Origin of the sequence: Campylobacter concisus (assembly GCF_015230035.1) — a bacterium.
GTDB lineage: Bacteria > Campylobacterota > Campylobacteria > Campylobacterales > Campylobacteraceae > Campylobacter_A > Campylobacter_A concisus_BK.
This window is the reverse complement of the sequence record NZ_JAAKZD010000006.1, coordinates 125885-151581: the sequence shown is the minus strand read 5'-3', so window position 1 is coordinate 151581 and position 25697 is coordinate 125885. Positions and strand designations below refer to the sequence as shown.

Here is a 25697-nt window from a genome sequence, read left to right as displayed (position 1 = left end):
CTCCCTTACTGGGATGTTGGAAAAGTAGGTCGTTGCGGGCTTTGTTGTTTGTCTGCTTTAATTCTTATATTATTTGATTCTAGTTTTTATTAGTGTTTATTGCTGTTTAAGTATAAAATATTGGTTTGTTCTTTTTTTAAAATTTTTTATTTATTGTTTTTTATGGATTTTTATTTAATTTAATATGTTTATTTTTATTAATGTAAAATTGTAAATCATGACGAGAAGGTGTTAAGGTATGATGCTTTCGGTCTGTGAGAATATAGGTTAATAGTACGAAATAAGGTCTTTGCAAAAAAATACTTATATGATGATGTTAAATTTTCAAGTATAAAAAATATATAGACTGCAAGCTAGCCGAAGAAAACGGCCTAGAGATGGTTGATCAAAAATACTTTTTCACGCAGTTTAGATATGACGCACTCCAAAGGGCAAAAGAGAAACAAAAGCTAATGCTTGATAGTGAAAAAATAAAGGAAACCTCACTAAATTTATATGAGCGTCCATATCTTGGCACTGTTGGAGCGATAGCTCTTGATAAAAATGGCAACCTAGCTGCAGCAACAAGTACTGGTGGCATGACAAATAAAATGACTGGCCGTATAGGCGATAGTCCGATAATTGGCTCTGGGACCTATGCAGATAATGGCTCAGTGGCAGTCTCTTGCACAGGCACAGGCGATATCTATATGCGCGTAAATGCTGCTCATGAGGTCTCAGCTCTTTATAAATACAAAACTTCAGATGTGCAAAAAGCAGCCGAAGAGGCTGTAAAAGAGGTAGCAGCACTAGGCGGTAGTGGTGGTATCATCTCTATTGATAAGTTTGGCAAGACTGGCTTTGCTTGGACTAAAGATAAACTTGGTATGTATCATGGTGAGGCAAGACTGGGAGCTAAACCAGTTGTTTACTGGCCACTTGGTGAGAAATGATTAGATAGCTAGGCCGGATCATATCTGGCCTAGTTTTTAAAGGGAGAAAGTTTATTAAAATATATAAATTGCTCCAAGAACGATAAATGCTCTTAGGCAAAAACCGCCGATTAAATTTTATATTAAGTATTATCTTATCTAACCAACTTTTATAAAATTCTCTTGGTTTTTAAAGAACGGTTTTAGTGCCTCGTAGGCTGCTTGGATCTTTTTAAATTTAGCGTTATATTCGCTTTTGATGCTTTCGCTCTTGCTTGAGTGCCTGTCTGGGTGGTAAATTTTAGCAAGGGCTAGGTAGCTATCTCTTACAGTTTCGAAGCTGTCGTTATTTGAGCAGCCTAAAATTTCAAAATTTTCTTCTAGTAAATTTGCCAAAGCGCTGAAGCGACTTTTAAATTTGGCTGAGTTTTGGATCTTGTAATTTCTTTTGAACTCTTTAAATTTGACTTCATTGTAGTTAAAATTTACTATAAATTTTAGATGTTCGCGTCTTGAAATGATCTCTTCTATCAAGTCAAAGTCACTATCTTTTTTTATCTTTAGGCTAAATTTATGATTTTTCTCGTCAAATTTAGATTCATTGCCTTTAAAATTTTGCAAAATGTAGCTAGCAAAAGCTCTTGGAGTGTTGTTTAGTGTAAATATCATCTCGCCGTTAAAAAACTCAATGTCGATATTGTAGATGTTTGTTAGGGCGTTTCTTTGCACTAAAGATAGTTTTATGGTTTTGTATTTTGCAAAGGTCACATCAAGCTCGTTGCCCTGTTTTTCATAGAGTTTTTTTATAAATTTTAAGAAGCATTTTCGCTGTGGGATCTCGCTCTCTTCGTAAAAAGAGATGATCTTGTCTTTGTTTGCTAGGGTTTTTGTGAAATTTTTACTTATCAGTGCGCGAAGCTCGCAAAAAAGAGCGTCGCTATCGGTTAAAATGCTTAAAGATTCTAAAGTTTGGGTTATATTCATGGGTTTCTCCATTCAAAATATCCCTATTTAAAGCAACTAGCGTTCCAAAGTTAAATTTTCCTGATATTGCTATCTTTTGTATATGCCAAAAAATCATCTCTTAGCTTTTGCTCTTTGTGTAAGATCGCCTCCTCTTTTGTGTGAGAAGCGGCTTCTTTTTGGGGCTTTTTTGCCACGCCTTGCTCTTTTGTAAGCTCTTTTTTGATCTCTTTTAGACTATCGAAAAAATCGTTCATTTTTGCTCCTTTTATTCAAAGAATTCTACTAAAAAGGTTATAAATTTAAAATGAATACAATCTCTTTTTAAGGAAAGTTTGGTTAATATCACAACTTAATTTTTCATGTGCGCTCGTAGCTCAGCTGGATAGAGCATTTGATTGCGGTTCAAAAGGTCAGAGATTCGAATTCTCTCGGGCGCACCATCCTTTTCTCCCCAAATTTTATTTTCAGACTACTTTTGAGACTAGTTAAATTTATAAAAAACTCTATTTAGATATAGCCCTTCAGCAGGTGCTGGTATGCGAGTTAGAGCAGGATGTCCATTTAGCGAAGCTTTGATGAGCTCGCTGCCGTCTTTTTGCTTTAGTGCTTTTAGTAAATTTGCAACCATGAGCCGCACCTGGCCACGCAAAAAACCATTTGCCTTAAAAACTATGATGGTTTGCTCTTTGTATGCGTAGCAAAATGCTTTGTAAATTTCGCGCACTGGGCTTTTTGTGTCGCTTCCAGTTTTCATATATGCGCTAAAATCATGCTCGCCGATAAAATTACGCAAAATTTCATTTGCTTTTTTGATATCAAATTTAGGCAAAAATACCTTGTAGTTTGAGCTAAAAACATCAAATTTGCCGTGATTTATCACATATCTATATGACCTTGCGACCGCGTCAAATCTTGCTTGAAAGCTATCATCCACCAAATTTATGCGTTTTATGTGAATGCTTGGATGTGCGTGGCGATTTATAAGATCTTTTAGGCGATTTAAATCTTTAAAGTGATCGCCGCAAACGACGCTTGAGCTTTGGTTGTTTGCATGCACGCTTTTATCGGTGCGCGAGCTAGAGATCACTCTTTCAAAAATACCAACGTGAGCTAGGGCGCGCTCTAACTCATCTTCTACGCCGTTTTCATGTGACTGGGTCTGTGAGCCTTGAAATTTCGAGCCATCGTAGCTGTAGATTAGCTGAATTTTCATCAGTATCTTCGTGTGATTTTGCTTTTATAAAGCAAGACGCCAGCTAGTAAAAATACGAAAAATATGAGTGGTATCGCAAGCGCTGGCTTTGATGAAAAGAGCATTATGAGCGTAAAATAGCCAAACAAAACGCCAAAAGTGCCAACATAGACCATGCCCTTTTCATATCTATACGTGACGATGCCAAGGCTGATCGCAAAGAGCGTGCTAGCAAGCGGGAAGAGGGCCACTAGGACGTAGGTGCTAAGGTCTTTTCTGCGCTTATCGCTGCTAGCTGCATCCATCCAGTACTCTTTGATGCTGCCAACATCGCTTATTTCCTCGCTTTGGGCGGTTCTTATCTTCATTGATTTGAAGTTGCTTTGGTGATAAATTTCATCTCTTATGTCATACATTTTGCCCTCGTTTAAGGATAGCTCTACACTTTGACCCACGTTTATGATCTTTGCGTTTTTGGCGGTTATTAGGCGCTGTGAGTCTTTGACAAAGGGGTTAAACATCACGATATCTTTGTAGGTTGTGCCATTTTTGTCTTCGCTTTCGCTGCCCACATAGACCATCCAGTCGGAGAATTTTTGTCCAAACTGGGTTGGCTTTAAATTTAGCTTAGCAACCGTCTTTTTGTAGTCGATGAAATTTGCATTTAGCTGGGCGGCTATTGGTATCATGACGATGGCAACTACCAGCAAGGCAGCGCTTAAAAGGGCTGAAAAAGCTAAGAAAAATCTTGCTATTTTGTTTGGCGAGCCACCAAGTGTGAAGATAACGATGCTTTCATTTTCTTTTGATAGCCTAAAAAGCGTCATCGCAAGTGAGACGAAAAACGCGATAGGCACGACAAAGAGCAGCACGCGTGGGAGCATAAATGAGTAGAGTTTAAAGAGCTCGCCAAAGCTGATCTCGATGTATGAGGTGATACGCGCGATCTGGATAAAAAAGACGATCGACATGATCAAAAAAAGCGTACTAAATAGCGATGCGAATGTGCCTAAAAAGTTAAACAAAAGATATTTATTTACTCTACTCATAAATGAACCTTAAAATTTCTAAAATTTGCGCGTCAAAAGCGTAGGTGACAAGCAGCCCCAGGCTTAAAAATGGCACAAAGGCTAGCTCATAGCCCTTTTTGCGAACGAGCGCATAGACTGGAAGTGTAAGAAGTGCCGCCAGATAGATCGCCACAAGGGCAAATTTAGCTGGTAAAATGGCTCCGATGATCGCTGCGATAAATATGTCGGCACTACCCATGGCTTCTTTTTTCATCGCATAGCTCACGACAAATCTAAGCGCCCAAAATATAAAGCCAAAGAGGATTAAATTTAAAATTTGAGCAAAATTTCCTTTAAAGATAAAAAGTAGCAAGGCATAGGCAAATGCGAAAAATAGCGCCGCAAAAAGAAGCGGATCTGGCACGGCTTTATATCTTATATCTATGACGCTAAGGGCTAGTAGCATGATAAAGCAAAGCCCTAAAAATAGCGCATAAAGCAGAGTTTCTACGCTTAAAATTTCGCCGCACTCTTTAAAAAAGCAGATCAGAAAAAGTAGCCCAGAGGCTAGCTCAACTAGCGGATAGACAAGGCTTATCTTTTGCTTGCAAAAGGCGCATTTGCCTCCTAAAAATAGCCATGACAAAAGTGGGATATTGTGGTAAAAATTTAGCTTGTGAGAGCATTTTGGACAGTGAGAGGCTGGGAAATTTATACTTTCACTTCGTGGCAAGCGGTATATCAGCACATTTGAAAATGACCCCACGCAGATGCCAAAAACAAAAGCAAAAACGGCAAAAAAGATGACCAAAATATCCATTATCTCACTAAACCCCGCCAAATCTTCGCTCTATATCTTTAAATTTAGCCACGATGCTTGCAAGCTCATCCTTGCCAAAGTCAGGCCAAAGTGTCGGCGTGAAAAACAGCTCCGCGTAGCTTGCCTGCCAGAGCATGAAATTTGAAAGCCTGCTCTCGCCGCCAGTTCTAATGAGAAGATCCACCGGCTCACTCTCATCAAGTGCCGCATTTAGGCTTGCTTCATCTATCTCGCAACCTTTTAAATTTAGTTTTCGCACAGCCCTTATGATCTCATCTTTTGAACCGTAGTTTATTGCTAAATTTAAAAGTAAATTTGTATTTTCCCTTGTCGCATCTTTGGTGATCTCTATCTCGTTTTTTAGCTCGTCACTAAATGGCGAGATGTCGCCGATCGTGTTAAATTTAATCCCATTTTTTATAAAATCATCACGCTTTAAAAGAAGAAATTTTTTAAGCAAATTCATCAAAAAATCAACCTCTTTTTGCGGTCTTTTCCAGTTTTCGGTGCTAAATGCGTAAAGGCTTAAAATTTTTACCCCATTATCGATGCAAAATTCGCACATATCGCTCACCACATTTGCTCCGGCCTCGTGCCCATTTGTTCGCAAAAATCCACGCTTTTTCGCCCAGCGTCCGTTGCCGTCCATGATGATAGCGAGGTGGTCAAGTTTGTTCAATATTTAGCCTTTAAAGTCAATTATCTGCTCTTTTTTGCTCCAAAGAGCGCTTACGTTTTGCACCAAAACTGTGGCGCTGAATTCGCTTTTTAGCAAGCTCTCGACGTTGCTAAATGGAGTTGCGATCTCACACAAAATTTCATCTTTAAATTTAAAAATAAGCGGCGCAAAATTTGAAAAAACAAGAAAAACTCTCATCTCATTTGCCTCTTTTTTAAGCTGGAAAATGCCGTTTGTGCCGCTATATACAAAGGGTATGTGCACGACATTTTCTTGCAGGGCAAAGAGCATTTTCGCTAGCACTCTCATCTCATCTTTTGTCTTAACTTCGCTTAAGTTTTTAAATAAATAGCTGTAAAGCCACGATAAATTCTCATTTTTTACCAAATTTTCTATCAAATTTAGCCCGTCAGTCAAAACGTCCTCATCTAAAATTTTTGGCTTTTCGTATAAATTTTTTATGACGATGTTTTCGCCCTGACTATGCACCTCGCCCCAGTATCTTGAGCCCACGTTTAGCTCTTTTACGCTTTTTGTGTTTAAATTTCTATTTGCGAAATTTAAGATATATCTGTTAAAGCCGACCTTTTGGCTCACCAAAATGTTAAGCGGCAGGGACGAATTTATCGCTACTAGCGGAGCTTGGCTGTTGTTTGCTATCTTTTGGACGCGTGAGATCTGCTCTATCATAAATTTGCTGCTAGCTCCACGATACGCCCTGCGATCTCATCTTTTGAGGCAAGCGGCAATAAAATCTCACTATTTTTTGTAATGAAATTTACCTCGTTTTGCTCGCTTGCAAAGCCATTTTTCTCGCCCAATATATTTAGGCAAACTGCATCAAGCCCTTTTTTCTCTAGCATCAATCTAGCACTTTTAAGAGCGCTTTCGTTTGAGATTTCAAGCTTAAAGCCGATCTTTTTACATTTAAATTCTTTTAAGCTTTGCAAAATATCGACATTTCTCTTTAGGTCTAAATTTAAGCTCTCTTTAACGTCCTCTTTTTTTATCTTGCCATCTATCTTTGTCGGTACAAAATCGCTGACCGCAGCGCACATTACAAGTAAATTTGCGCCCTCGCACTCGCTCTTGCAAAGCTCTAAAAGCTCGCTACTTGAGCTAAATTTAAGGCAAAGAAACGGCTCGTTTGCGGTTTCAAAGCTAGCAAGCAGTTTTACCTCCGCACCTGCGTAGTAAAAGGCTCTAGCCAAGGCTCTTGCCATCTTTCCGCTTGAGAAATTTGTAATGGCTCTTACATCATCTATCTTTTCAGTCGTTGCGCCGCCCGTGATCACCACTTTTTTGCCAGCAAAAAGTGGCCTGCTAAGCCTTTTAATGGCAGCTTCTACTATCACTTCAGGACTTGCTAAAGCACCCTTGCCAACGTCGCCGCAAGCTAGAGTTTTAAGCACTGGCTCAACCACTAAAGCGCCGTTTTTCTTTAAAATTTCAAGTGAATTTTGCGTCGCAAAATGCTCGATCATATTGTTATTTGCAGCTGGGGCGACAACCAAAGGCACGTGTGAGGCGGCGATTAGCGTTTGCATGAAGACATTATCACAGATGCCAGCTGTTAGCTTATTTATCGTATTTACCGAGGCAGGTGCGATGAGGACTAGATCCATTTTAGAGTAGGCTATGTGATTTACGCCGTCTTGCCAGTTTTGTGTTTGTGAGCTTAAAATTTTATGCTCGCTTAGCGCCTCAAAGCCGCTTACGCTGCAAAATTCAAGCGCTCCGTCGCTTAAAGCCACATAAACATCAGCGCCTTGCTTTTTAAGCAGCGATAAAATTTCGTAAGCTTTATAAAATGCGATACTGCCGCAAACGGCAAGTAAAATTTTCTTATTTTTTAACATCGTCTTTGCCAAAGAATTTCTCAAAAAAGCCGCTTTTGTTCTCTTGGCGACCTCTGCTGATAGCTAGAGCGCCACTCTCAACGTCTTTTGTGATGGTGCTGCCAGCTGCAATGATGACGTTATCAGCGATATTTACAGGGGCGACTAGCTGCGTATCTGAGCCAACAAATACGTTTTTGCCGATCTTTGTTTTGTATTTTGCCTTGCCGTCGTAGTTGCATGTGATCGTGCCACAACCGATGTTTGTGCCACTTTCTATCTCGCAGTCGCCAAGATAGCTCAAATGTCCAGCTTTTACGCCATTTAAAACGCCTTTTTTAACCTCGACGAAATTTCCTATGTGCGTGTCAGAAATTTCAGAATTTGGCCTTATGTGAGCTAGTGGGCCGATGTCTGAGTTTTTGATGATGCTACTTTCGATCACTGATGAGCTTTTGATGATGCTCTCCGTGATGACGCACTCGCCAAGGATGCTTACGTTTTCTTCTAGCACGCACTCGCCTTCAAATTTAGCTCTGCTATCTATGAAAATGCTCTCAGGCATGCGCATCAAAACGCCAGCTTTCATCAAATTTTGTTTGATCTCATCTTGCATGATCTTTTCAGCGGTGCTTAGCTGAAATTTATCATTTATGCCCATGAAATTTTGCTCATTAACATTTACTGCAATGCACTTTAAGCCTTTTTCATTTGCTATTTTTATGGCGTCAGTTAAGTAGTACTCTTTTTGTGCGTTTTGGTTGCTTATGAGCGGTAAAATTTGCTCTAGTGCCTCGCGTTTAAAGCAGTAGCAGCCAGCATTTACGCTTTTTATAGCAAGTTGCGCTTCGCTCGCATCTTTTTGCTCGACGATGGCCTCAACTTTGCCGTTTTTTATGATAACTCTGCCGTAGCCAAAAGGATTTGCCGCTTCAAATGAGCTCATAACCACGTCTGCTTCAGCATTTGCTAGACGCATAAGGTCAGTTGATCTAACAAGTGGCATGTCGCCGCAAGTGACAAGCACCTTTTCGCCGCTTAAATTTACGCCCTTTATCGCGCCAGCAGTGCCTGGGAAATTTGCTAGATCTTGCTCGAAAATTTTAGTTTGAGGGAAAATTTCTTTTATCTTTTTGCTAATTAACTCTTTTTCGTAGTGAAGCACGACACTAACGTCATTTGTGATCGCATAGGCTTGCTTTAAGATGTGAATGATCATTGGCTCGCCACATAGCTCAAATAGGACTTTTGGGCGTTTTGATTTCATCCTGGTACCAAGACCAGCAGCTAGGATTATGATTGAAGTATTATTGTTCATTTTTAAGCCTTTTAACGTTAAAAATTTCGCAGATTGTAGCAAAAAATGGCAAACATTTTTTTTAATTTAACGATTGTTTCAACAAAAAGCTAATAAAATAGCAATTCTTAAGAATTCATAAATAAAGCGAGTTTAAATGGATTTAGGAACCGTCGTCGGCTGGGTTTTGACCCTGGTGCTTTTGTTTGGATCAATGGCGATAGGCGTTGGTATAGGACCATACATCGATATCCCTTCTGTGATGATCGTTTTTGGTGGTACTATCGGCGTTATGATGGTTGGCTTCAAGATGGAGACGCTTAAAGGTGTTGGTAAATTTTATGGTGTCGCTGTTAAGCCATCAGTTGTTGTAAATTTACCTGAGACTATAAAAAAAGTAGTTGATTACTCAACCAAAGCTAGGCGAGATGGCATCTTAGCACTTGAGAGCGAAGTAAATAACGAATCAAATCAGTTTTTAAAAAAAGGTCTTTCAATGGCGGTCGATGGCAATGAGCCAGATGCGATCAGAGCGCTTTTGGAGATCGATATCGATCAGACTAGTACAAGGCATGCAAATAACATCAAAATTTTCGAGCAAGTCGGTGGTTTTGCGGGTGCGATGGGTATGATCGGAACGCTTATCGGTCTTGTTGCGATGCTTCTTAATATGGCTGATCCTAGTGCGATCGGTCCATCTATGGCGGTTGCTTTGCTTACGACGCTTTATGGCTCGATGATAGGTAATATCATCGGCGCACCTGTTGCAAATATCCTCTCGATCCGCGATGCTGATGAGGCACTTGAGAAACAAGTTATTTTAGAGGGTATCATGGCGATACAAGCAGGAGACAACCCAAGAACGCTCGAGGCTAAGCTTTTAGCATTTTTACCTCCAAAAGATAGAAAAAGTCAGTTTGAATAATGGGTAAGTTAATAAAACCAGAAGAGTGCCCAAAGTGCATGCCTGAGTGGCTAGCGTCATTTGGTGACCTTATGTCGCTTCTGCTTTGCTTCTTCGTTTTGCTCCTCTCTATGGCGACAATGGATGCTAAAAAGATGGAGGCTGCTGTTGGTTCACTAGCTGGTGCGCTAAGTGTGCTAGAAGGTGGCGCAAGACCAGATAGTCAGGTAGAAAAAGAGACAGATCCTGAAAATAAGCGCATACCAAAACCAAATGCTCAAAAAGGTGCTCAAAACGAGATGAGTGCAACTGTTAAAAAGATAAATGAGCTACTAACGGCTAGCGGGGCACCTGAGATCACGATGGAGGAGAGCGAGGATGGCTTTATCGTTAGGCTTCCAGCTGCGATGCTCTTTGACAAAGATAGCGCTGAAATTTCTGGCGAGGATGCGAAACTCTTTTTAAAGCGAATAGGCATGATCATAGCAAAAATGCCAAATGAGGTAAAAACAGATATCATCGGATACACTGATAATACAAATCCAAGCAAAGACTCTATATACAAAAACAACTGGCAACTCTCTACTGCAAGGGCGCTAAGCGTGCTTGAAGAGCTAGTTAGCGATGGCGTGCCACAAGAGAGGCTTATCACTTCTGGCAGAGCCTCTTTTGATCCGATCGCTAGCAACAGCACAGAGGAGGGCAGAGTCAAAAACAATAGAGTGGAAATTCACTTCGTCTCGCTTGAGCCAAAAAATAAAGAGGCTACTAAGAAAAGTATCCTTGATACGAGGAATTAGTCGTGAAAGCACTGCTTAGTTTAGCGGTTTTGTTTTGTGTAGTTTTTGGCGCTGATCCTGCGCTACCAACGATAAATTTAAGCCTAAATTCACCGCAAAATGCCGAGCAGCTTGTAAATTCACTAAATGTTTTACTAATCCTCACTGCTCTTGCTCTTGCTCCTTCGCTCATCTTTATGATGACGAGCTTTTTGCGCCTTGTCATTGTCTTTTCATTTTTGCGTCAAGCGATGGGCACGCAACAAGTGCCACCTTCAACGGTGCTTATCTCGCTTGCGATGGTGCTTACATTTTTTATCATGGAGCCAGTTGGTCAAAGAAGCTACGATGAGGGCATAAAGCCTTATATAGCCGAGCAGATAGGCTATGAGGAGATGCTTGATAAGAGCTTAAAGCCCTTTAAAGAATTTATGGTTAAAAACACTAGAGAGAAGGATCTTGCGTTATTTTTTAGGATAAGAAATTTGCAAAATCCAGCAAATATCGAGGATATCCCGCTAAGCATCGCGATGTCAGCCTTTATGATAAGCGAGCTAAAGACATCTTTTGAGATAGCATTTTTGCTCTACCTGCCATTTCTTGTCATCGACATGGTCGTAAGCTCCGTTTTGATGGCGATGGGTATGATGATGCTCCCTCCTGTCATGATTTCGCTGCCATTTAAACTACTCATCTTCGTACTGGTAGACGGCTGGAATTTGCTAATAGGAAACCTCGTAAAGAGCTTTCACTGATGAAGAAAATTTTATTAGCACTTTTGCCTTTGGCGCTCTTTGGATCAAATTTGAGCGAGATAGCAAACAAAGCCACTCAAAACGAAATTTCAAAGATTAAAGAGCTTGAGCTAAAAAGAGCAAATTTAAATGACGAAGCGACATCAAGCGCCTACTTGCCAAGCCTCAGCCTAGAGGGCTCATACGGCAAAAACGCAAGCACCTTCCCGAGCATAGTCGCCAAAGAGTCAGCTGGCGTGCTAGCTAGGATTGATTTTTTACTATATGATGGTGGAGCTAGAGAGGCTAGGCTAAAGATGAGCCAGCTTTTAAAAAATAAAGCCGCTATTGCAAACGATGAAGCCAAAAACTACCTTGCTTTTAAGGCTGTAAATTTATACTTTAACGCCTGCGCACTTGAAAATATAATAGCCGCCAAAAACGCTCAGGCAAATTTCTTAAAAGGCGTTTTAGACAAGCTTGAAAAGGCAAACAAAGCAGGACTTGCCCCAAAAGATGAGCTAGAAAATGTGCGGGCAAAATACCACCTAGCAAACAGCACGCAGCTTGAATACAAAAATAAAATGGAGCAAATTTTAAATGAGATAAATTTGCTAACAGGCGAGCAAATCGCGCCACTTAACGGGGCAAAAATGGCTGAGATTAGCTCAAATTTAGCTTCAAAAAACGCTGAGCTTGACAAGCTAAGTCAAGATATATCTTTAAGCGAGGCTAAGCTTAGCGAGACAAGAGCTGGCTTTTTGCCTCAAATCATGCTTTATGACACCTATGGATTTTACAAAAATAACTACGACATCGACCTTGGCAAATATAGCGCTTACCGCCCATATCTTGATAAATATCTAAAAGAGGACACACACGGCAATAAATTTGGCGTTAGCTTTAGGTGGAAAATTTTTGACTTTTTTGCTACTAGCAAGATGAGCCAAGCTAGCAAGATCGCGCTTGATGAAGCGAGGCTAAATTTAGAGTATAAAAAGCGTGAAAATGAGACCAAACTTAAAAATTTACAAAACGAGATCGCAACTCTTAGCTCAAAGATCGCCTCGCTAAATGAGTATGTAAAAGCAAGCGAGCTTGCGCTTAGAGCGAGCTTTGAGAAGTATAACTCAGGACTTTTAGGATATAGTGACCTGCTTGAAGCACTCTCTCAGAAATTTGATGCCATTAGCCTTTTTGAAGGGGCAAAAGATGAGCTAGAGATAAAAAAGGCGGAGTATTTTTTTGAAAGCGGCGAGAGTATTTTAGAGAGGATTAGGGATTGAAAAAGCTGATAATTTTAATGATATTTTGCATTTTTTCATTTGCAGGGGAGGAAATTTTTGCTGATTTTGAAGTCTATGCCAAGCAAAGCTCAAAGCTTGCATTTGAGAGCAGTGGCAAGGTGGATAAAATTTTTGTAGATGTCTCAAGCCACGTTAAAAATGGCGACGCCTTAGCTAGCCTTGATCAAACAAGCCTTGAGATCGCTCTAAAAAAGGCAAAAAACGACCTAGCGCTTGCCAAAAATGCCAAAGAATTTGCTAAAAGCACCTTTAATAAATTTAGCCAAGTAAAGGATGTCACTTCAAAGCAGGAATTTGATGAGGTAAAGTATAAATTTGACGAGGCAGCTCTTAGGGTGCAAGCGGCTGATATCGCCATTTTAAACGCAGATGATCATCTTAAAAAGGCCGTTTTAAAAGCTCCGTTTGATGGCGTCATAGCTAGTAAAAATGTCGAGCTTGGCGAGAGTGCTTCGCCGCTTCAGCCAGCCTTTGTCTTAAACTCTGAGGAGGCTAAAATTTTAATAGCGATTGACGAAAAATATGCAAATTTAGTAAAAGTTGGCGACATTTTTAAATTTAAGCTTGACGCGACAAGTGAAGAAAAAGAGGTAAAAATCGCGCTAATTTATCCAGAGATAAAAAGAGAGACTAGAAAATTTTACGCCCAGGCTTATGATGGCGGGCTAAAGCCAGGTATGTTTGGTCAAGGAAAAGTGATAATCGGCGAAAATAAATGATAAAAACTGCCATAAACCGCCCCATAACCACGCTTATGATATTCTTAAGCCTCGTTGTCTTTGGCATCTACTCGCTAAAGACGATGAATGTAAATTTATACCCGCAAGTAAATATCCCAATCGTTAAGATCACGACCTACGCAAACGGCGATATGAACTACATCAAGACAAAGATCACGCAAAAGATCGAGGATGAGGTCTCAAGCATCGAGGGGATAAAAAAGCTTTACTCAACCAGCTTTGACAACCTAAGCGTGGTAAGCATCGAATTTGAGCTAAACAAAGACCTAGAGAGCGCTACAAACGACGTCCGCGACAAGATGCAAAAGGCAAGGTTAAACGCAAACTACGAGATAGAAAAGCTAAATGGCCTCTCTTCAGCCGTCTTTAGCCTTTCTATCACAAGGCTTGATGGTAATGAAACCAAGCTCATGCAAGAGATAGATGACGTGGCAAAGCCATTTTTAGAGCGAATTAGCGGCGTTTCAAAGGTCAAGACAAATGGCTTTTTAGAGCCAGCGGTGAAAATTTTGCTAGATAGATTTAAGCTTGATAAAAACGCTCTTAGCGCAAACGAAGTGGCAAATTTGATAAAGGTTGAAAATTTAAAAGCCCCGCTTGGCAAGATAGAAAATGAAAAAATCCAAATGGCAATCAAGTCAAATTTTAGTGCCAAAAGCATAGATGAGATAAGAAATTTAACGATCAAACAAGGGGTCTTTTTAAAAGATATCGCAAGCGTTGATCTCGCTTACAAAGACGCAAACGAAGCAGCGATAATGGATAAAAAAAGTGGCGTCTTGCTTGGTCTTGAGCTAGCTCCAGACGCAAACGCTCTAACCGTGATCGCCCTAGCTAAGTCAAAACTAGATCAGTTTAAAAGCCTGCTTGGCAGTGAATACGACGTAAAAATAGCCTACGATAAGAGCGAAGTGATACAAAAGCACATCGATCAAACCGCCTTTGATATGATCCTAGGCGTCTTGCTGACCATCGTGATCGTCTATCTATTTTTAAGAAATTTCTCGATCACCATCATCTCAGTCGTGGCGATACCAACTAGCATCGTAGCGACATTTTTCATCATAAATGCCCTAGGCTACGACATCAACCGCCTAAGCCTCATAGCGCTCACACTTGGCATCGGAATTTTCATCGATGATGCGATAGTTGTCACTGAAAATATCGCTAGCAAGCTAAAAGATGAGCCAAATGCCCTAAAAGCAAGCTTTGCAGGTATAAAAGAGATAGCATTTAGCGTCTTTGCGATCTCGCTCGTGCTGATTTGCGTCTTCGTGCCTATCGCCTTTATGAGTGGCATCGTTGGCAAGTACTTTAACTCATTTGCGATGAGCGTGGCAGCTGGCATCGTCATCTCGTTTTTCGTGAGTATCTTTCTCGTGCCAACACTTAGTGCTAGATTTGTAAATGCCAAAGAAAGCGGCTTTTTTCAAAAGAGTGAGCCATTTTTTGAGGCGCTTGAAAATGGCTATGAGAAGCTTCTAACTTTAGCGCTTAAATTTAAGCTCATATTTTTAGCCATAACGCTTGTGGTCGTTGTTTGCTCGTTTGGACTGGCTAAATTTGTAGGCGGTGACTTCATGCCAAGCGAGGACAACTCGGAGTTTAACATCTACTTTAAGCTTGATCCCTCACTTAGCCTGCAAGCTAGCAAAGAGAGGCTAAAAGATAAAATTTCACTCATAAATGCCGATCCTCAGGTCGCTTACGCCTACTTCATCCTTGGCTACACAGACGCCAAGCAGCCTTATCTTGTAAAGGCTTACGTTAGGCTAAAAGAGCTAAAAGATAGAGCTAATCACGAGCGACAAAACGCTATCATGCAGAGGTTTCGCGACAAGCTAAAAAGTGATGATATGAGTGTCATTGTAGCTGACTTACCAGTGGTTGAAGGCGGCGATGTGCAGCCAGTAAAGCTTACTATCACCTCTGAAAATGGCAAAGAGTTAGAGAAATTTGTGCCAAAGATCAGCAAGATGCTAAAAGAGATAAATGACGCAACGGATGTAAATTCGCCCGAAGAAGATCTGCTAAAACGCGTGCAAATTTCTATCGACGAGGATAAGGCTAAGAGGCTAAATTTAGACAAAGCCAGCGTTGCAAGCGCCGTTTATAGCGCATTTAGCCAGAACGAGGTCTCTGTTTTTGAAAACGAAAATGGCAAAGAGTATGAGCTTTATATGCGCCTTGATGATAAATTTAGAAGCGATACAAATGATATCTTAAAGACCAAGATAAGGAGCAACGAGGGCTTTTTTGTGACACTTGGTGACGTGGCGACGATTAGTTTTGAGCAAAAGCCAGCTAGTATTTCAAGGTTTAATAGAGCCGATGAGATCAAATTTCTAGCAAATACCAAAAATAACGCTCCGCTAAATAGCGTGGCAAATGAAATTTCAAAGAAGCTTGATGAAATTTTGCCTGCAAATTTCAAGTATAAATTTCTTGGATTTGTCGAGCTCATGGACGATACGAACGCTTCGTTTATCTTTACAGTAAGTGCTAGCGCGGTGCTTATTTACATGGTGCTAGCCGCACTTTATGAGAGCTTTTTACTGCCATTTCTCATCATGCTTGCCATGCCACTTGCCTTTTGTGGTGTCGTGATAGGACTTTTTATAAGCGGCAATCCATTTAGCCTATTTGTCATGGTTGGCGTCATCTTGCTCTTTGGCATGGTCGGCAAAAACGCCATTTTGGTGGTTGATTTTGCAAACCACTTTGCAAATAGCGGCATGGAGGCAAACGAAGCTGTGAAAATGGCTGCTAAAAAGCGACTAAGGGCTGTTTTGATGACCACTTTTGCGATGATATTTGCCATGCTCCCCCTTGCTCTTGGTAGAGGTGCTGGCTTTGAGGCCAACTCGCCTATGGCTATAAGCATCATCTTTGGGCTCATTAGCTCGACCTTGCTAAGCTTGCTTGTCGTGCCAGTGCTTTTTGCTTGGGTCTATAATCTTGATAAATTTATAAGAAAATTTTATGAAAGGGAGAGAATTTGAAGAAGATTTTGGCTGTTTTGCTCTTTGCTTTGCCTCTTTGGGCTGGAAATTTACTAGAGATCATCGCTCTGGCGCAAAGTGCGAAGCTTGAGAGTTTGAAAGAATTTAATAAAAATGAATATATAAATAAAAACAAGAGCAACAAGCTAAATTTATCCCTTGATGGCAGATATACCTTTGTGCCTGACGAGCTAAAGGGCGGATATATGACAAAGGCAGGATCGATCACGGCAAAGGTCGAGTATCTCATCTTTGATGGCGGTGCTAGCGAGGCTTCGGATAAAATTTTAGACCACAAGGGTGTTGCAAAAATTTATAAAGACGAAGAGCTGATGAATTTAACCGCTTTTCAGGTCGCAAAGGTCTATTTCAACGCTGTTGCGCTAAATTCTCTCATAAATTTAGAGACAAAATTTGTAGATAGCTTTGCCAAGGCTGCGGCTGAAAATGAATTTTGGTTTGAGTATGGCGATATAGATAAGAGCGAGTTTGATGCGATAAATTTCACCTTAAATAAAAAAAGAGCCGAGCTTGACGAGCTTGGGCTTAAGCTAGCGGAGCTAAACTCAAGGATAAATTTGCTCTCAAACGGCGAGATCGGCTTTAATGCTGGCTCAAAGATAGTGATGCCTGATTTTAGCAAGGATGATCTAAGCGCCAAACTTGGGGCGATGGAGCAAGAAAAATATATAAAAGAGCAAGAAAATGAGAAGCAAAAGAGCAAATTTGCTCCAAAAATTTACTTAAAAGATACGCAAAGTGTGAATAATAACAGCTTTAAAAAAGGCGAGAGGACGACTTCGCAGATGGTTGATGCGTATGCTGATGCGAACAAGCCTAGAGTGGAGTTTGAGTGGAAGCTGCCAGATAGCCTAAGCCTTAGCAAGCAAAGCCAAACTAAGCGCATAGAGGAGCAAAAAGCCGCACTTGATCTAAGTGACGAAGAAAACAGGATAATGGCTAGGCTAAAGGATCTAAGAGGCGTGATAGAGGGCTTAAGTGCTAGGCTAAATTTAGACTCACTTAAGCAAGATAGTCTTGATAGCGACTTTAATGACCTGCTAAATGGCTATCTTAGCGGCAAGGTAAAATTTGAGCAGTTTTTGTTTGTGAGTGAGAAAAATTTTAGCGACAGGGCAAATTTCATTTTAAATGGCGATTTGCTCGAGCTAAACAAGCTTGAATACTTTTTTGAATGCGCAAGAAATATAAATGAGGTGGTGATAGAATGAATAAACTGATCTTTGTGACCATTTTGTGGGCGTTTAGCTTTAGCTTGATAGGGGAATTTTTAGCTGGCAAGGTCGATAGCTATCTGGCTGTTTTTGTGCGTGTGACACTTGCAAGCCTAGTTTTTTTGCCATTTACGAAATTTCGAGGCGTTAGTCCAAAGCTCGCCCTTGGCATAATGGGCATAGGAGCGGTGCAAATAGGGCTAATGTATCTTTGCTACTACAACTCGTTTTTGTATCTAAGCGTGCCAGAAGTCGCGCTTTTTACCATTTTTACACCGTTTTATGTCACGCTCATTTATGATGCATTTAGCTTTAAATTTAGACCGCTTTATCTCTTTAGCGTTGGCGTGGCGGTCTTTGGCGCGCTTATCATCAAGTATGGCGCGATAAACGAAGGGGCGATAAAGGGCTTTTTGCTAGTGCAAGGGGCAAACATCTGCTTTGGAGCAGGGCAGAGTGCGTATAAGGCGCTTTTGGAGAGATATGATGTGGATCAAAAAAAGGTCTTTGGCTACTTTCACTTTGGAGCGTTTTTTGTAGCAGTGATCGCACTAATAACCCTTGGCAATCCAGCTAAATTTCACGTAGATCTAACCCAAACTTTGGTGCTTTTGTGGCTTGGAGCGGTCGCTAGTGGGGTTGGCTATTTTATGTGGAACAAAGGCGCTTGCGAGGTCGATAGTGGCGTGCTTGCCATAATGAACAACGCCCTCATACCAGCTGCTATCATCGTAAATTTAGTCTTTTGGCAAAAGGATACCAACCTAACAAGGCTTATTTTGGGCGCTGTGATAATGTATATCTCGCTATTAATTCACAATAGAGTGATGAAATTTTACGGCGTAAAGACTGCGTGAGGTTAAATTTAAGGTTAAATTTGATCTTGTTAAGCGCCTTGCATCTTTACAAGCTGGGCGTTTAGCTGCATTATCTGAGCAAAGATAGCCCCTTTTTTGGTCTGAAGCGATGCAACCAGCTCTTTTGCGTATGGATTTTTGCTAGCACTTGCTTGCTTTATCGCAGCTTCGATCTCTTTTAGCTGTTTTTGCAGTTTTTCTAACTGCTTTTTTATGATATCAGCGCTACTCTCGCTCTCATTATTTGTCTCGCTAACTAAATTTGAAACGTCATGCAAGATAGTGCTTTTGTCATTTTGTAAATTTTCGCTCTTTGAATTTGCCTCATCTGTCTTTAAATTTGCACTATTTGAAGAGTTATTTTTAGTTAAATTTATAAAATTTGAGTTTATCTGCATCGCCTCGCCTTTAAATTTAAAAGCATATCGGCAAATTTAAATAAAACTTTGATTACGAAAAATTTAGCAAAAAGAGCAAAAACGATGCGACGCCAAATAGTGGCGGCAAAAATGCTGCTGGCTTAAATTTAACGCATAAAAGCGTGATGACGTTATAGAGTAAAAAGATAAATGTGCTTATGTGAAGGTTGCTTGAACTTAGTCTAAAAGCTAGCATCTTGCTTAAAATTTCATCAAAAATGCTGCCATATCCAAATATATGAAGCAAAAAGCTTAGTGGATAAAATACGCCAAATATGTAGTTTAGGACAAGCACGCTAAGCTGCAAGAGGCTAATGAGCGGGAAAAAATAGAGCACCGCAACCTCCATGGCAAAAAAGACATATAAATTTAAAAGTAGCGAGTTTGCTAGCAGGCTAAATTTGGGCGCAAAATAGAAAAGATAGACGAAGATATAAAAGACACCAAGGCATGAAAAATAAAAGCCAACACTAAAAAGAAGCTGCGGAAATAGGGCGACGCTAAATAAAATAACGCCAAAGAGTGTGTAGAAATTTAAGATCTTTATCTTTTTACATATCATATAAAAGCCAGCCACGCTCATCAAAAATGCCCGCAAAAAGCTTGCTATAAAGCCGATCATGTAAAAGTAAAAGCAAAGCACCAAAAATACGGCGATAGTAAAGTCAAAAATGTATGAGTGGTAAGGCATATATCTTGCGTAGATGGGCTTAAAAACGAGCTTTAAAAGAAAAAAGCAAACTGCGCTTATGACGCCAAGATGATAGCCGCTAATGGCGATGAGGTGCGCCACGCCCCAGTTTGAGACATTATCTCTTAGCTCGCCAAAGACATTTGTACCAAGAAAGAGCGCTGAGTAAAGCTGCGAAATTTTGGCGTTTTCGTGCTGGTCGGAGATGAAATTTATGGCTCTTTGCCTTAGGCTATCATCTCTTTTGATAACGGCTCTATCGTAGCTTGGCATGTAAAATGTGCCAGACAGATAGTCTTTAAAACTAACGTCTATTGGCTGAACGCTAAGCGCCACGACGTCATAAAGGCTGATCTCATCTTTTTTAGAAGCGGTTGTGTAAAAGCTAAAATTTGAGGTGTCGATCCTTATGATTTGGCGCTTTTTGCCGTTTTTCTCTTTGGTGAAATTTACACTTACTTTGCCAACGATGTCTTGCTCGCCAAGCTCCATAAATGCGTTATATTCATGAAATTTAAGTGCTAAATTTAGACAAAAAAGCAAAATGCAAAGCAGGATAAAATAAAATATACGCCTGCTTTTTGGCAAATTTACTCTTTAAATTCAGTTGATTGCACCGGTGTGGTGGCGATATCGCAAAAGCGTGAGTACTGCTTTTGAAAGAGCACGTCGATAGATCCGACCTCGCCGTTTCTGTTTTTGCCAACGATGATCTCGGCGTTTTCTTGAAGCTTGTTAAAAACATGCTCGCTCTTATACTCTTTGCCCTCGGCTGCTGCCTTGCTCTTTTTCTCATTCTCCTCTTGCTCCAGATAGACCTCGTGCCTATAGACAAAAAGGATGATATCGGCGTCTTGCTCGATCGCGCCTGACTCTCTTAGGTCACTTAGCATAGGGCGCTTGTTCGCGCGTGCTTCAAGGCCGCGGTTTAGCTGCGAAAGTGCGATGATAGGCATATCTAGCTCGCGTGCTAGAAGCTTTAAGCCACGAGAAATTTCAGCTATTTGTATGTGGCGGTCGGCGAAGTTGTTTGTACTCATCATAAGGCCGATGTAGTCGATGACGCAGAGTGAAATTTCAGGGTGAGCCGACTTTAGCTTGCGAAGCTGTGTCCTTACTTGGTGGATATTTACGTAGCCGCTATCGTGCACGAAGAGCTTGGCATGCGAAAATTCGCTACATGCGTGGCTAAAGTGAGCGAGCTTCTCGTCGTCCATGGTCGCTGTCATTATCTCTTGAAGCGGGATCGAGGTCTTGTCGGCTAGCATCCTCATCATGATCTGCTCTGCTGGCATCTCAAGTGAGAAAAAGACGACGCCAGCGCCACTTTTTAAAACATGCCCCATGAAATTTAGACAAAGCGTCGTTTTACCCATGCCAGGGCGCGCTGCGATGATGATGAGGTCGCCATTTTTAAAGCCTTTTATCATCTCATTTAGCTTTTTAAAGCCAGTGTTTAGTCCGATGATATCGCGCTCATTTAGGGCTGCTTGCTTTTGCATGTGCACGATCAAGCTTTTTATGATATCTTCGCTATCTCTGATGCTGCCAGTGCCGCTGCCATCGACTAGCGAGTAAAACTCCTGACTTAGCTCATCGACCATATCGCGGCTAGCTTTGTCCTCATTTACCTTGCTTGGGATGTCGTGGGCGATCTTGACTAGACTGCGTTTTATCGACTTTTCTTTTAGCTCGTTTGCGTATCTTTGGATGTCGATGATCGAGTTTGTGGCCAAAATGCTCGCCATGACGTTATCATCGTAGTTTTCGCCAAGCTTGTTTTTGATAAATGTCGATGCGATAGGCACGTCGCCGTTTAGACAATCAACCATCGCTTTGTAAATTTGCGCGTGAGCTTTTAAGTAAAAGTCCCCAGCCTTGATCGTGTCAAAAATTTCGCCCAAAGCGTCGTTGTTTGCGATGATCGAGCTTAGTATGGCTCGCTCCATATCAAGGTCGTAAAGGTTGCTAAATTCTATCTCGTTAAGTCTCTCTTTTGCCACTGCTTTATCCTCTGCTCTTTATCTCGTCGTCGATCTCTTGTAAAAATCTATCCACAAGCTCGCTCTCAGGCAGCCTTGCGACCACTTCGCCGTGTCGCATGATCATGCCATTTCCCTTGCCAAAGGCTATGGCAACGTCTGCGCCTTTTGCCTCGCCGATCGCATTTACCACGCAGCCCATAACTGAGACGTTTAGCGGCTCTTTTATCCCTTTTGTCTTTTCTTCTACGAGCTTTACTGCAGCCATGAGGTCAGCTTGCAAACGCCCACAAGTTGGACAAGAGATGATGTTTAGCCCCTCTTTTTGGCGGCCGCTATCTTTTAAGATCGCCTTTGCGACTTTGATCTCCTCTTCAAGCTCGCCCGTGATGCTAACTCTCATCGTATCGCCTATGCCCTCAAGTAGTAACCCGCCAAGTGCGATCGCGGACTTGATAGTCGCGTGAAATGTCGTACCTGCCTCTGTTACGCCTAGATGAAATGGATAGTTTGTCTTTGGGCGAAGCGCTCTATAAGCTTGCATAGTGCGCTCGACATCGCTTGATTTAAGTGAAATTTTAATGTCTGTAAAGTCAAAATCCTCAAGAAGCTTGATGTTGTATAAGGCACTCTCCACCATCGCCTCAACCGTGCGGCCGTAGCGGTCTTCAAACTGCTTTTCAAGTGAGCCAGAATTTACGCCTATGCGGATAGGTAAATTTCGCTGCTTGCAGGCATCAACGACTGCTTTTATATTCTTAGCTGAGCCTATGTTGCCTGGATTTATGCGGATAGCATCGACAAATTCGCTAACGATGAGCGCGTAGGTGTGGTTAAAATGTATGTCTGCAACGACTGGGATGGGTGAGCCAGCGACGATTTGCTTTAGCGCGCTGGCGTCCTCTTTGTCAAAAACTGCGCAGCGCACGATGTCACAGCCTGCAAAATATAGCCTTTGTATCTGCTCTAGCGTGCCTTTTACGTCCTTTGTCTTTGAAAATGTCATCGACTGCACGGAGATCGGTGCGTCACCGCCTATTAAAACATCGCGAATTTTTATCTGTTTTGTCGGGTATCGTTGCAAAATTTTGCCTTTAAATTTTATTGGGGGATTATAAGAAAAAATGGCTTTTAAAAGGCTTGAAAAATTAATAAAGTTTTTAAATGCAGGCAGTTTGTTATTGTAAATGCAAATTTTAAAATCTTACTCACTCGCCTTAGCAGACTACTAAATTTAGAAGCGTGATATGCTCGCTCATGAAATTTTAAAATTTGTCTGACTTTCTATTACACAAAACGCATGCAGTGCGAAGCACAATTGCATGCACTTTGAACGTGCGAGGGGTTTAGGGGATTTAAAAAAAGGGGGATAAGGGGACGGCTTCGTCATTCAAGTCCCCTTGTCCCCCTTTTGGATAAAGTAAATTTAGTTACGTTTTTTTTCAATTTTTAAAAATCTTACTTACTCACCTGAGCAGCTTACTAAATTTAGGGCTCATAGCTATTCGCCACTAAATTTAGAAGAGTGATATGCCAGCTCTAATTTTAAAATTCGCTTGAACCTTTTTTGTAAAAATTAAATTTTTTAGTTCGTAGCGACAAATTTTAAAATTTCATTTACCTCTAAGAATTGACTACTAAAATTTGGCTTCGCTTACAGCTTAGCTCAAATTTTAGAGCCGAAATTACTCGTTCATGAAATTTTAAAATTTACTTGGCGCTCACTTGATTTAACAAAGCAAATTTGCAAATTTTAAAATTTTCTTACTTGCCTTAGTAACTTATTAAATTTAAAATTTGTTTGATTAAATCGTTTTCTAGCTAAAATTCACTGGATCTATATCGATATCGCTAAGTTCGCTTTTGCATAGGTTTGCCGCTTTTAAAAGCATGGTGTGCGAGTTTGAGCGAAGCAAAATTTCATATCTAAATTTACCCACAAGATACTCAGCCTGGCACTTGCCGTATCCAACGATCTCTAGCTCATCGCTTTTTAGTGGCTCTAGTCTTTGCACAAATTCGTTCATTGCGCCCTTTGCCGTGCTCTCATCTTTGTGCGAAACGACCACGCGAAGCAGCCTAGTAAATGGCGGATATAGCCCCTCTCGGTAGCTGATCTCCTCCTTTAAAAACGCGTCGTAGTCGCTGATATAACTCTCGAAAAACTCCCTTTGCTTGCTTTGGATGATGACCCTGCCAGCCCCATTTCTACCAGCTCTTCCAGCTACTTGCATGGCAAGGGCAAGTGTCCGCTCTCTGGCTCTAAAATCAGGAAAATTTAAAAGCTCGTCAAAGCCCATGATGATAGCAAGCTCGACGTTGTGATAGTCATGCCCCTTGCTTAACATCTGCGTGCCAAGCAAGATATCTATCTTGCCATCGTTAAATTCTTTTAAAGCCTTGACGAGCTTATTTTGCGTCGTGATCTCGTCTCTATCAAATTTAGCGATCCTAGCGTTTGCAAACTCAGCTTGCAGCCTCTCAAGAAGCTCGCTCGTGCCGATCTTTTTAGCCTCTATCATCTCGCTGCCGCACTGGTGGCAGGTCTTTGGCACGGCCATTTTGTGCTCGCAGTATTGGCACTTGAGCACGTTTTGCTTTTTATAGTAGCTCATGCCGATGCTACAAAACGGACACTTCACCGTCTCGCCGCAGTTTTTGCAGACAAGATATTTGAAATTTGCCCTTGTTGGCAGGCAGATGACGGCTTGTTTTTTGTTTTCGAGCGTTTTTGCGATCTGCTCTTTTAAAATTTCGCTTATGCCAGTCTCGCTCTCGTCAAATATATAGCTCTTTTGCGACGCAAAATATGTCCCTTTTAGGCGAAAACATTCTTGCTTGTAAAAGCTAGTAAGGCTTGGCGTGGCGCTTCCAAGTACCACTTGCAGGTCAAATTTGCTAGTTAAAAAGAGGGCCAGGTCCCTTGCGTTGTAGTGGGGCTTTGAGCCCGTGTTTTTGTAGCTATCGTCGTGCTCTTCGTCGATGATGATGAGTTTTAGCCTCTCAAGTGGCAAAAATAGGGCAGACCTAGCTCCTGCAATAAGCCTTGCTTTGCCGCTTTTAATCTCCTTTAAAATTTGCTCTTTTTTCTTTGGCGTGATCTTTGAGTGCCACACAGCCACAGCCTCGCCAAAGAAGCTCTCTAGGCGCTTTTGCATCTGCGGGGTTAGTGAAATTTCAGGCATCAAAAATAGCGCTTGAGCGCCTGCGTTTAAAATTTCTCTGATTTTAGCGATGTAAATTTCACTTTTGCCACTTCCCGTGTCGCCAAAGATGAGCGAGCTTTTTCGCTCGTTTATAAAATTTAGCGCTTCAAGCTGCTTTGGGCTTAAATTTGGCGATTTAAAGTCGCTTTCGCCTTTGTAAATTTCATCATCAGTAAGGCTTTGTGGCTCAAATAAATTTATAGCAACGCCAAGCTCGCAGGTGTAGTAGTAGGCGATAAATTTAGCTAAAGTTGCTTGGATATCGTTTAGCTTAATGGGTAAAATTTCATCAATAAAGCTTGTTTTAAAGCTTGGCTCGCCCACTTCACGCAGGATAAAGCCAGTTAGACTTTTACCCCTAAGCTTTGCAGTGACGGCGCGAAATGGCGCAATATCTAGCTCGCTTTTATATGTGAGCGCAGCTAAATTTACCCCGCTAAATACGACCTCGTAGTATCTCATCACTCAAGGGCGCTGCAAAGTCCGTCACTGCTTTGGCAGTCAAATTCGCCAGTGGTTTTGTTATAAGTGAAATTTGCTGTTTGTCCGTCTAGTTTGAAGGTATAAGTTGTCGCTCCAGTTTTGTGCCAGCCGTTTTTTGTGCCGCTGTCTGCGATATTTACGCTTATTACTTTGTTGAAAAGTTTATTCCCATCATCAAGCGCGTCTGGATATGCTGGAGTGCCTTTTAGGACGCTATCGTTGTATTTTAGTGAGATGCCGCTTTTTATGGCTGCGATTTGCGTTTTTGCATTTGCGACTATGGCGTCGCTTCTAGTAAAGAAAAGCTTTGGTATAGCAATAGCGCTCAAGACGCCAAGTATGACGATGACAAATATAATTTCTATTAGGGTAAAAGCTCTTTTTTTCATTTATTTTCCGGTTTTAGTATCTCTTCTATCTCTTTTGTGACGTCCTTTACGACGCGCAAATTTGTGTAGCTCTCGTAGCTCTTTTCGACAAAGGCGTTTATAAGCTCACGAGGCTCGATAAATTTCTTTCCCCCCATAAATTTCTGCCAGTCACGCTCAAAAACTTCAGCAAAATCATCATCAAGCGTTATCGTATAGTCGCGAGATGATACGGTGAGCGTGATCTGTTTCATATTTTATGCCAAAAACGTCTAGC

General features: G+C 41.2%; 25 protein-coding genes and 1 tRNA gene. 10 read left to right on the top strand and 16 right to left on the bottom strand.

Going from position 1 to position 25697, the window contains the following annotated elements; all coding sequences use genetic code 11:
- Window positions 1-320 precede the first annotated feature (320 nt).
- Window positions 321-932: an isoaspartyl peptidase/L-asparaginase gene (locus tag G6W41_RS05675; RefSeq protein WP_194170902.1), complete on the top strand. Its 612-nt coding sequence runs from the start codon at window positions 321-323 to the stop codon at window positions 930-932.
- A 138-nt stretch (window positions 933-1070) separates the two neighbouring features.
- On the opposite strand, the gene G6W41_RS05670 is transcribed toward G6W41_RS05675, so the two are convergent.
- Window positions 1071-1895: an adenylosuccinate lyase gene (locus G6W41_RS05670; RefSeq protein ID WP_194170898.1), complete on the bottom strand. Its 825-nt coding sequence runs from the start codon at window positions 1893-1895 to the stop codon at window positions 1071-1073.
- Window positions 1896-1945: 50 nt separating this feature from the next.
- Window positions 1946-2131: a hypothetical protein gene (locus G6W41_RS05665; protein ID WP_194170897.1), complete on the bottom strand. Its 186-nt coding sequence runs from the start codon at window positions 2129-2131 to the stop codon at window positions 1946-1948.
- 109 nt (window positions 2132-2240) lie between these two features.
- Here G6W41_RS05665 and G6W41_RS05660 point away from each other — a divergent pair.
- Window positions 2241-2317, top strand: a tRNA-Arg gene (locus tag G6W41_RS05660).
- A gap of 41 nt (window positions 2318-2358) precedes the next feature.
- Here the strand turns inward: G6W41_RS05660 and truA are convergent.
- Genes truA through glmU form a run of 7 tightly spaced genes read right to left on the bottom strand, consistent with a single transcriptional unit; the run spans window position 2359 to window position 8734 of the window.
- Window positions 2359-3090 (bottom strand): tRNA pseudouridine(38-40) synthase TruA, encoded by a 732-nt coding sequence (gene truA, locus G6W41_RS05655; RefSeq protein WP_194170896.1) that lies wholly within the window; start codon window positions 3088-3090, stop codon window positions 2359-2361.
- Entirely contained in the window at window positions 3090-4118 is a 1029-nt protein-coding gene (locus tag G6W41_RS05650; protein ID WP_194170895.1) for an LptF/LptG family permease, read from the bottom strand. The genes truA and G6W41_RS05650 overlap by 1 nt, the downstream gene beginning before the upstream one ends.
- Window positions 4111-4899 (bottom strand): prepilin peptidase, encoded by a 789-nt coding sequence (locus tag G6W41_RS05645; RefSeq protein ID WP_194170901.1) that lies wholly within the window; start codon window positions 4897-4899, stop codon window positions 4111-4113. The genes G6W41_RS05650 and G6W41_RS05645 overlap by 8 nt, the downstream gene beginning before the upstream one ends.
- A gap of 7 nt (window positions 4900-4906) precedes the next feature.
- Window positions 4907-5578, bottom strand: a complete 672-nt coding sequence (gene uppS, locus G6W41_RS05640) for a polyprenyl diphosphate synthase (protein WP_103633063.1) — start codon at window positions 5576-5578, stop codon at window positions 4907-4909.
- A gap of 3 nt (window positions 5579-5581) precedes the next feature.
- Window positions 5582-6268: a hypothetical protein gene (locus tag G6W41_RS05635; RefSeq protein ID WP_103633064.1), complete on the bottom strand. Its 687-nt coding sequence runs from the start codon at window positions 6266-6268 to the stop codon at window positions 5582-5584.
- On the bottom strand, window positions 6265-7437 hold the full coding sequence (coaBC, locus tag G6W41_RS05630; protein WP_103633065.1) for a bifunctional phosphopantothenoylcysteine decarboxylase/phosphopantothenate--cysteine ligase CoaBC: 1173 nt from the start codon (window positions 7435-7437) through the stop codon (window positions 6265-6267). The genes G6W41_RS05635 and coaBC overlap by 4 nt, the downstream gene beginning before the upstream one ends.
- The gene (gene glmU / locus G6W41_RS05625) at window positions 7424-8734 is read right to left on the bottom strand and encodes a bifunctional UDP-N-acetylglucosamine diphosphorylase/glucosamine-1-phosphate N-acetyltransferase GlmU (RefSeq protein ID WP_194170894.1); all 1311 of its coding nucleotides are present in this window, start codon (window positions 8732-8734) and stop codon (window positions 7424-7426) included. The genes coaBC and glmU overlap by 14 nt, the downstream gene beginning before the upstream one ends.
- A gap of 136 nt (window positions 8735-8870) precedes the next feature.
- Between glmU and G6W41_RS05620 the strand changes: the two genes are divergently transcribed.
- From G6W41_RS05620 to G6W41_RS05585, 8 genes are read left to right on the top strand one after another with little or no spacing between them, the layout of a single operon-like run.
- Window positions 8871-9638: a motility protein A gene (locus G6W41_RS05620; RefSeq protein ID WP_021086932.1), complete on the top strand. Its 768-nt coding sequence runs from the start codon at window positions 8871-8873 to the stop codon at window positions 9636-9638.
- The gene (locus G6W41_RS05615) at window positions 9638-10417 is read left to right on the top strand and encodes a flagellar motor protein MotB (RefSeq protein ID WP_194170893.1); all 780 of its coding nucleotides are present in this window, start codon (window positions 9638-9640) and stop codon (window positions 10415-10417) included. The genes G6W41_RS05620 and G6W41_RS05615 overlap by 1 nt, the downstream gene beginning before the upstream one ends.
- An 11-nt stretch (window positions 10418-10428) precedes the next feature.
- Window positions 10429-11151: a flagellar type III secretion system pore protein FliP gene (gene fliP / locus G6W41_RS05610; protein ID WP_196779718.1), complete on the top strand. Its 723-nt coding sequence runs from the start codon at window positions 10429-10431 to the stop codon at window positions 11149-11151.
- Entirely contained in the window at window positions 11151-12416 is a 1266-nt protein-coding gene (locus G6W41_RS05605; RefSeq protein WP_194170892.1) for a TolC family protein, read from the top strand. Before fliP ends, G6W41_RS05605 begins: the two co-directional genes overlap by 1 nt.
- Complete coding sequence (locus tag G6W41_RS05600; RefSeq protein WP_194170891.1) at window positions 12413-13156, top strand: efflux RND transporter periplasmic adaptor subunit; 744 nt, start codon at window positions 12413-12415, stop codon at window positions 13154-13156. The genes G6W41_RS05605 and G6W41_RS05600 overlap by 4 nt, the downstream gene beginning before the upstream one ends.
- Window positions 13153-16179, top strand: a complete 3027-nt coding sequence (locus G6W41_RS05595) for an efflux RND transporter permease subunit (RefSeq protein WP_194170890.1) — start codon at window positions 13153-13155, stop codon at window positions 16177-16179. The genes G6W41_RS05600 and G6W41_RS05595 overlap by 4 nt, the downstream gene beginning before the upstream one ends.
- A complete protein-coding gene (locus G6W41_RS05590; RefSeq protein ID WP_194170889.1) occupies window positions 16176-17411 on the top strand; it encodes a TolC family protein in 1236 nt (411 codons plus the stop codon). Before G6W41_RS05595 ends, G6W41_RS05590 begins: the two co-directional genes overlap by 4 nt.
- Entirely contained in the window at window positions 17408-18271 is an 864-nt protein-coding gene (locus G6W41_RS05585) for an EamA family transporter (RefSeq protein ID WP_103569746.1), read from the top strand. Before G6W41_RS05590 ends, G6W41_RS05585 begins: the two co-directional genes overlap by 4 nt.
- A gap of 29 nt (window positions 18272-18300) precedes the next feature.
- Here the strand turns inward: G6W41_RS05585 and G6W41_RS05580 are convergent, their stop codons facing one another.
- The 7 genes from G6W41_RS05580 to G6W41_RS05550 all read right to left on the bottom strand — a co-directional run bounded on the left by G6W41_RS05580 (window position 18301) and on the right by G6W41_RS05550 (window position 25674).
- Entirely contained in the window at window positions 18301-18669 is a 369-nt protein-coding gene (locus G6W41_RS05580; RefSeq protein WP_103650152.1) for a hypothetical protein, read from the bottom strand.
- A gap of 52 nt (window positions 18670-18721) precedes the next feature.
- Window positions 18722-19969, bottom strand: a complete 1248-nt coding sequence (locus tag G6W41_RS05575; protein WP_194170888.1) for a ComEC/Rec2 family competence protein — start codon at window positions 19967-19969, stop codon at window positions 18722-18724.
- A gap of 2 nt (window positions 19970-19971) precedes the next feature.
- Complete coding sequence (locus G6W41_RS05570) at window positions 19972-21384, bottom strand: replicative DNA helicase (RefSeq protein WP_194170887.1); 1413 nt, start codon at window positions 21382-21384, stop codon at window positions 19972-19974.
- 4 nt (window positions 21385-21388) lie between these two features.
- Window positions 21389-22447, bottom strand: coding sequence for a flavodoxin-dependent (E)-4-hydroxy-3-methylbut-2-enyl-diphosphate synthase (gene ispG / locus G6W41_RS05565; RefSeq protein WP_103569750.1), 1059 nt, complete (start codon window positions 22445-22447; stop codon window positions 21389-21391).
- A gap of 733 nt (window positions 22448-23180) precedes the next feature.
- Window positions 23181-25031: a primosomal protein N' gene (locus tag G6W41_RS05560; RefSeq protein WP_194170886.1), complete on the bottom strand. Its 1851-nt coding sequence runs from the start codon at window positions 25029-25031 to the stop codon at window positions 23181-23183.
- Window positions 25031-25441, bottom strand: a complete 411-nt coding sequence (locus G6W41_RS05555) for a type II secretion system protein (RefSeq protein ID WP_087583073.1) — start codon at window positions 25439-25441, stop codon at window positions 25031-25033. The genes G6W41_RS05560 and G6W41_RS05555 overlap by 1 nt, the downstream gene beginning before the upstream one ends.
- Window positions 25438-25674 carry a hypothetical protein gene (locus G6W41_RS05550; protein WP_009293636.1) on the bottom strand — a complete coding sequence of 79 codons (237 nt, stop codon included), beginning with the start codon at window positions 25672-25674 and terminating at the stop codon, window positions 25438-25440. Before G6W41_RS05550 ends, G6W41_RS05555 begins: the two co-directional genes overlap by 4 nt.
- Between the last annotated feature and the right edge of the window lie 23 nt (window positions 25675-25697).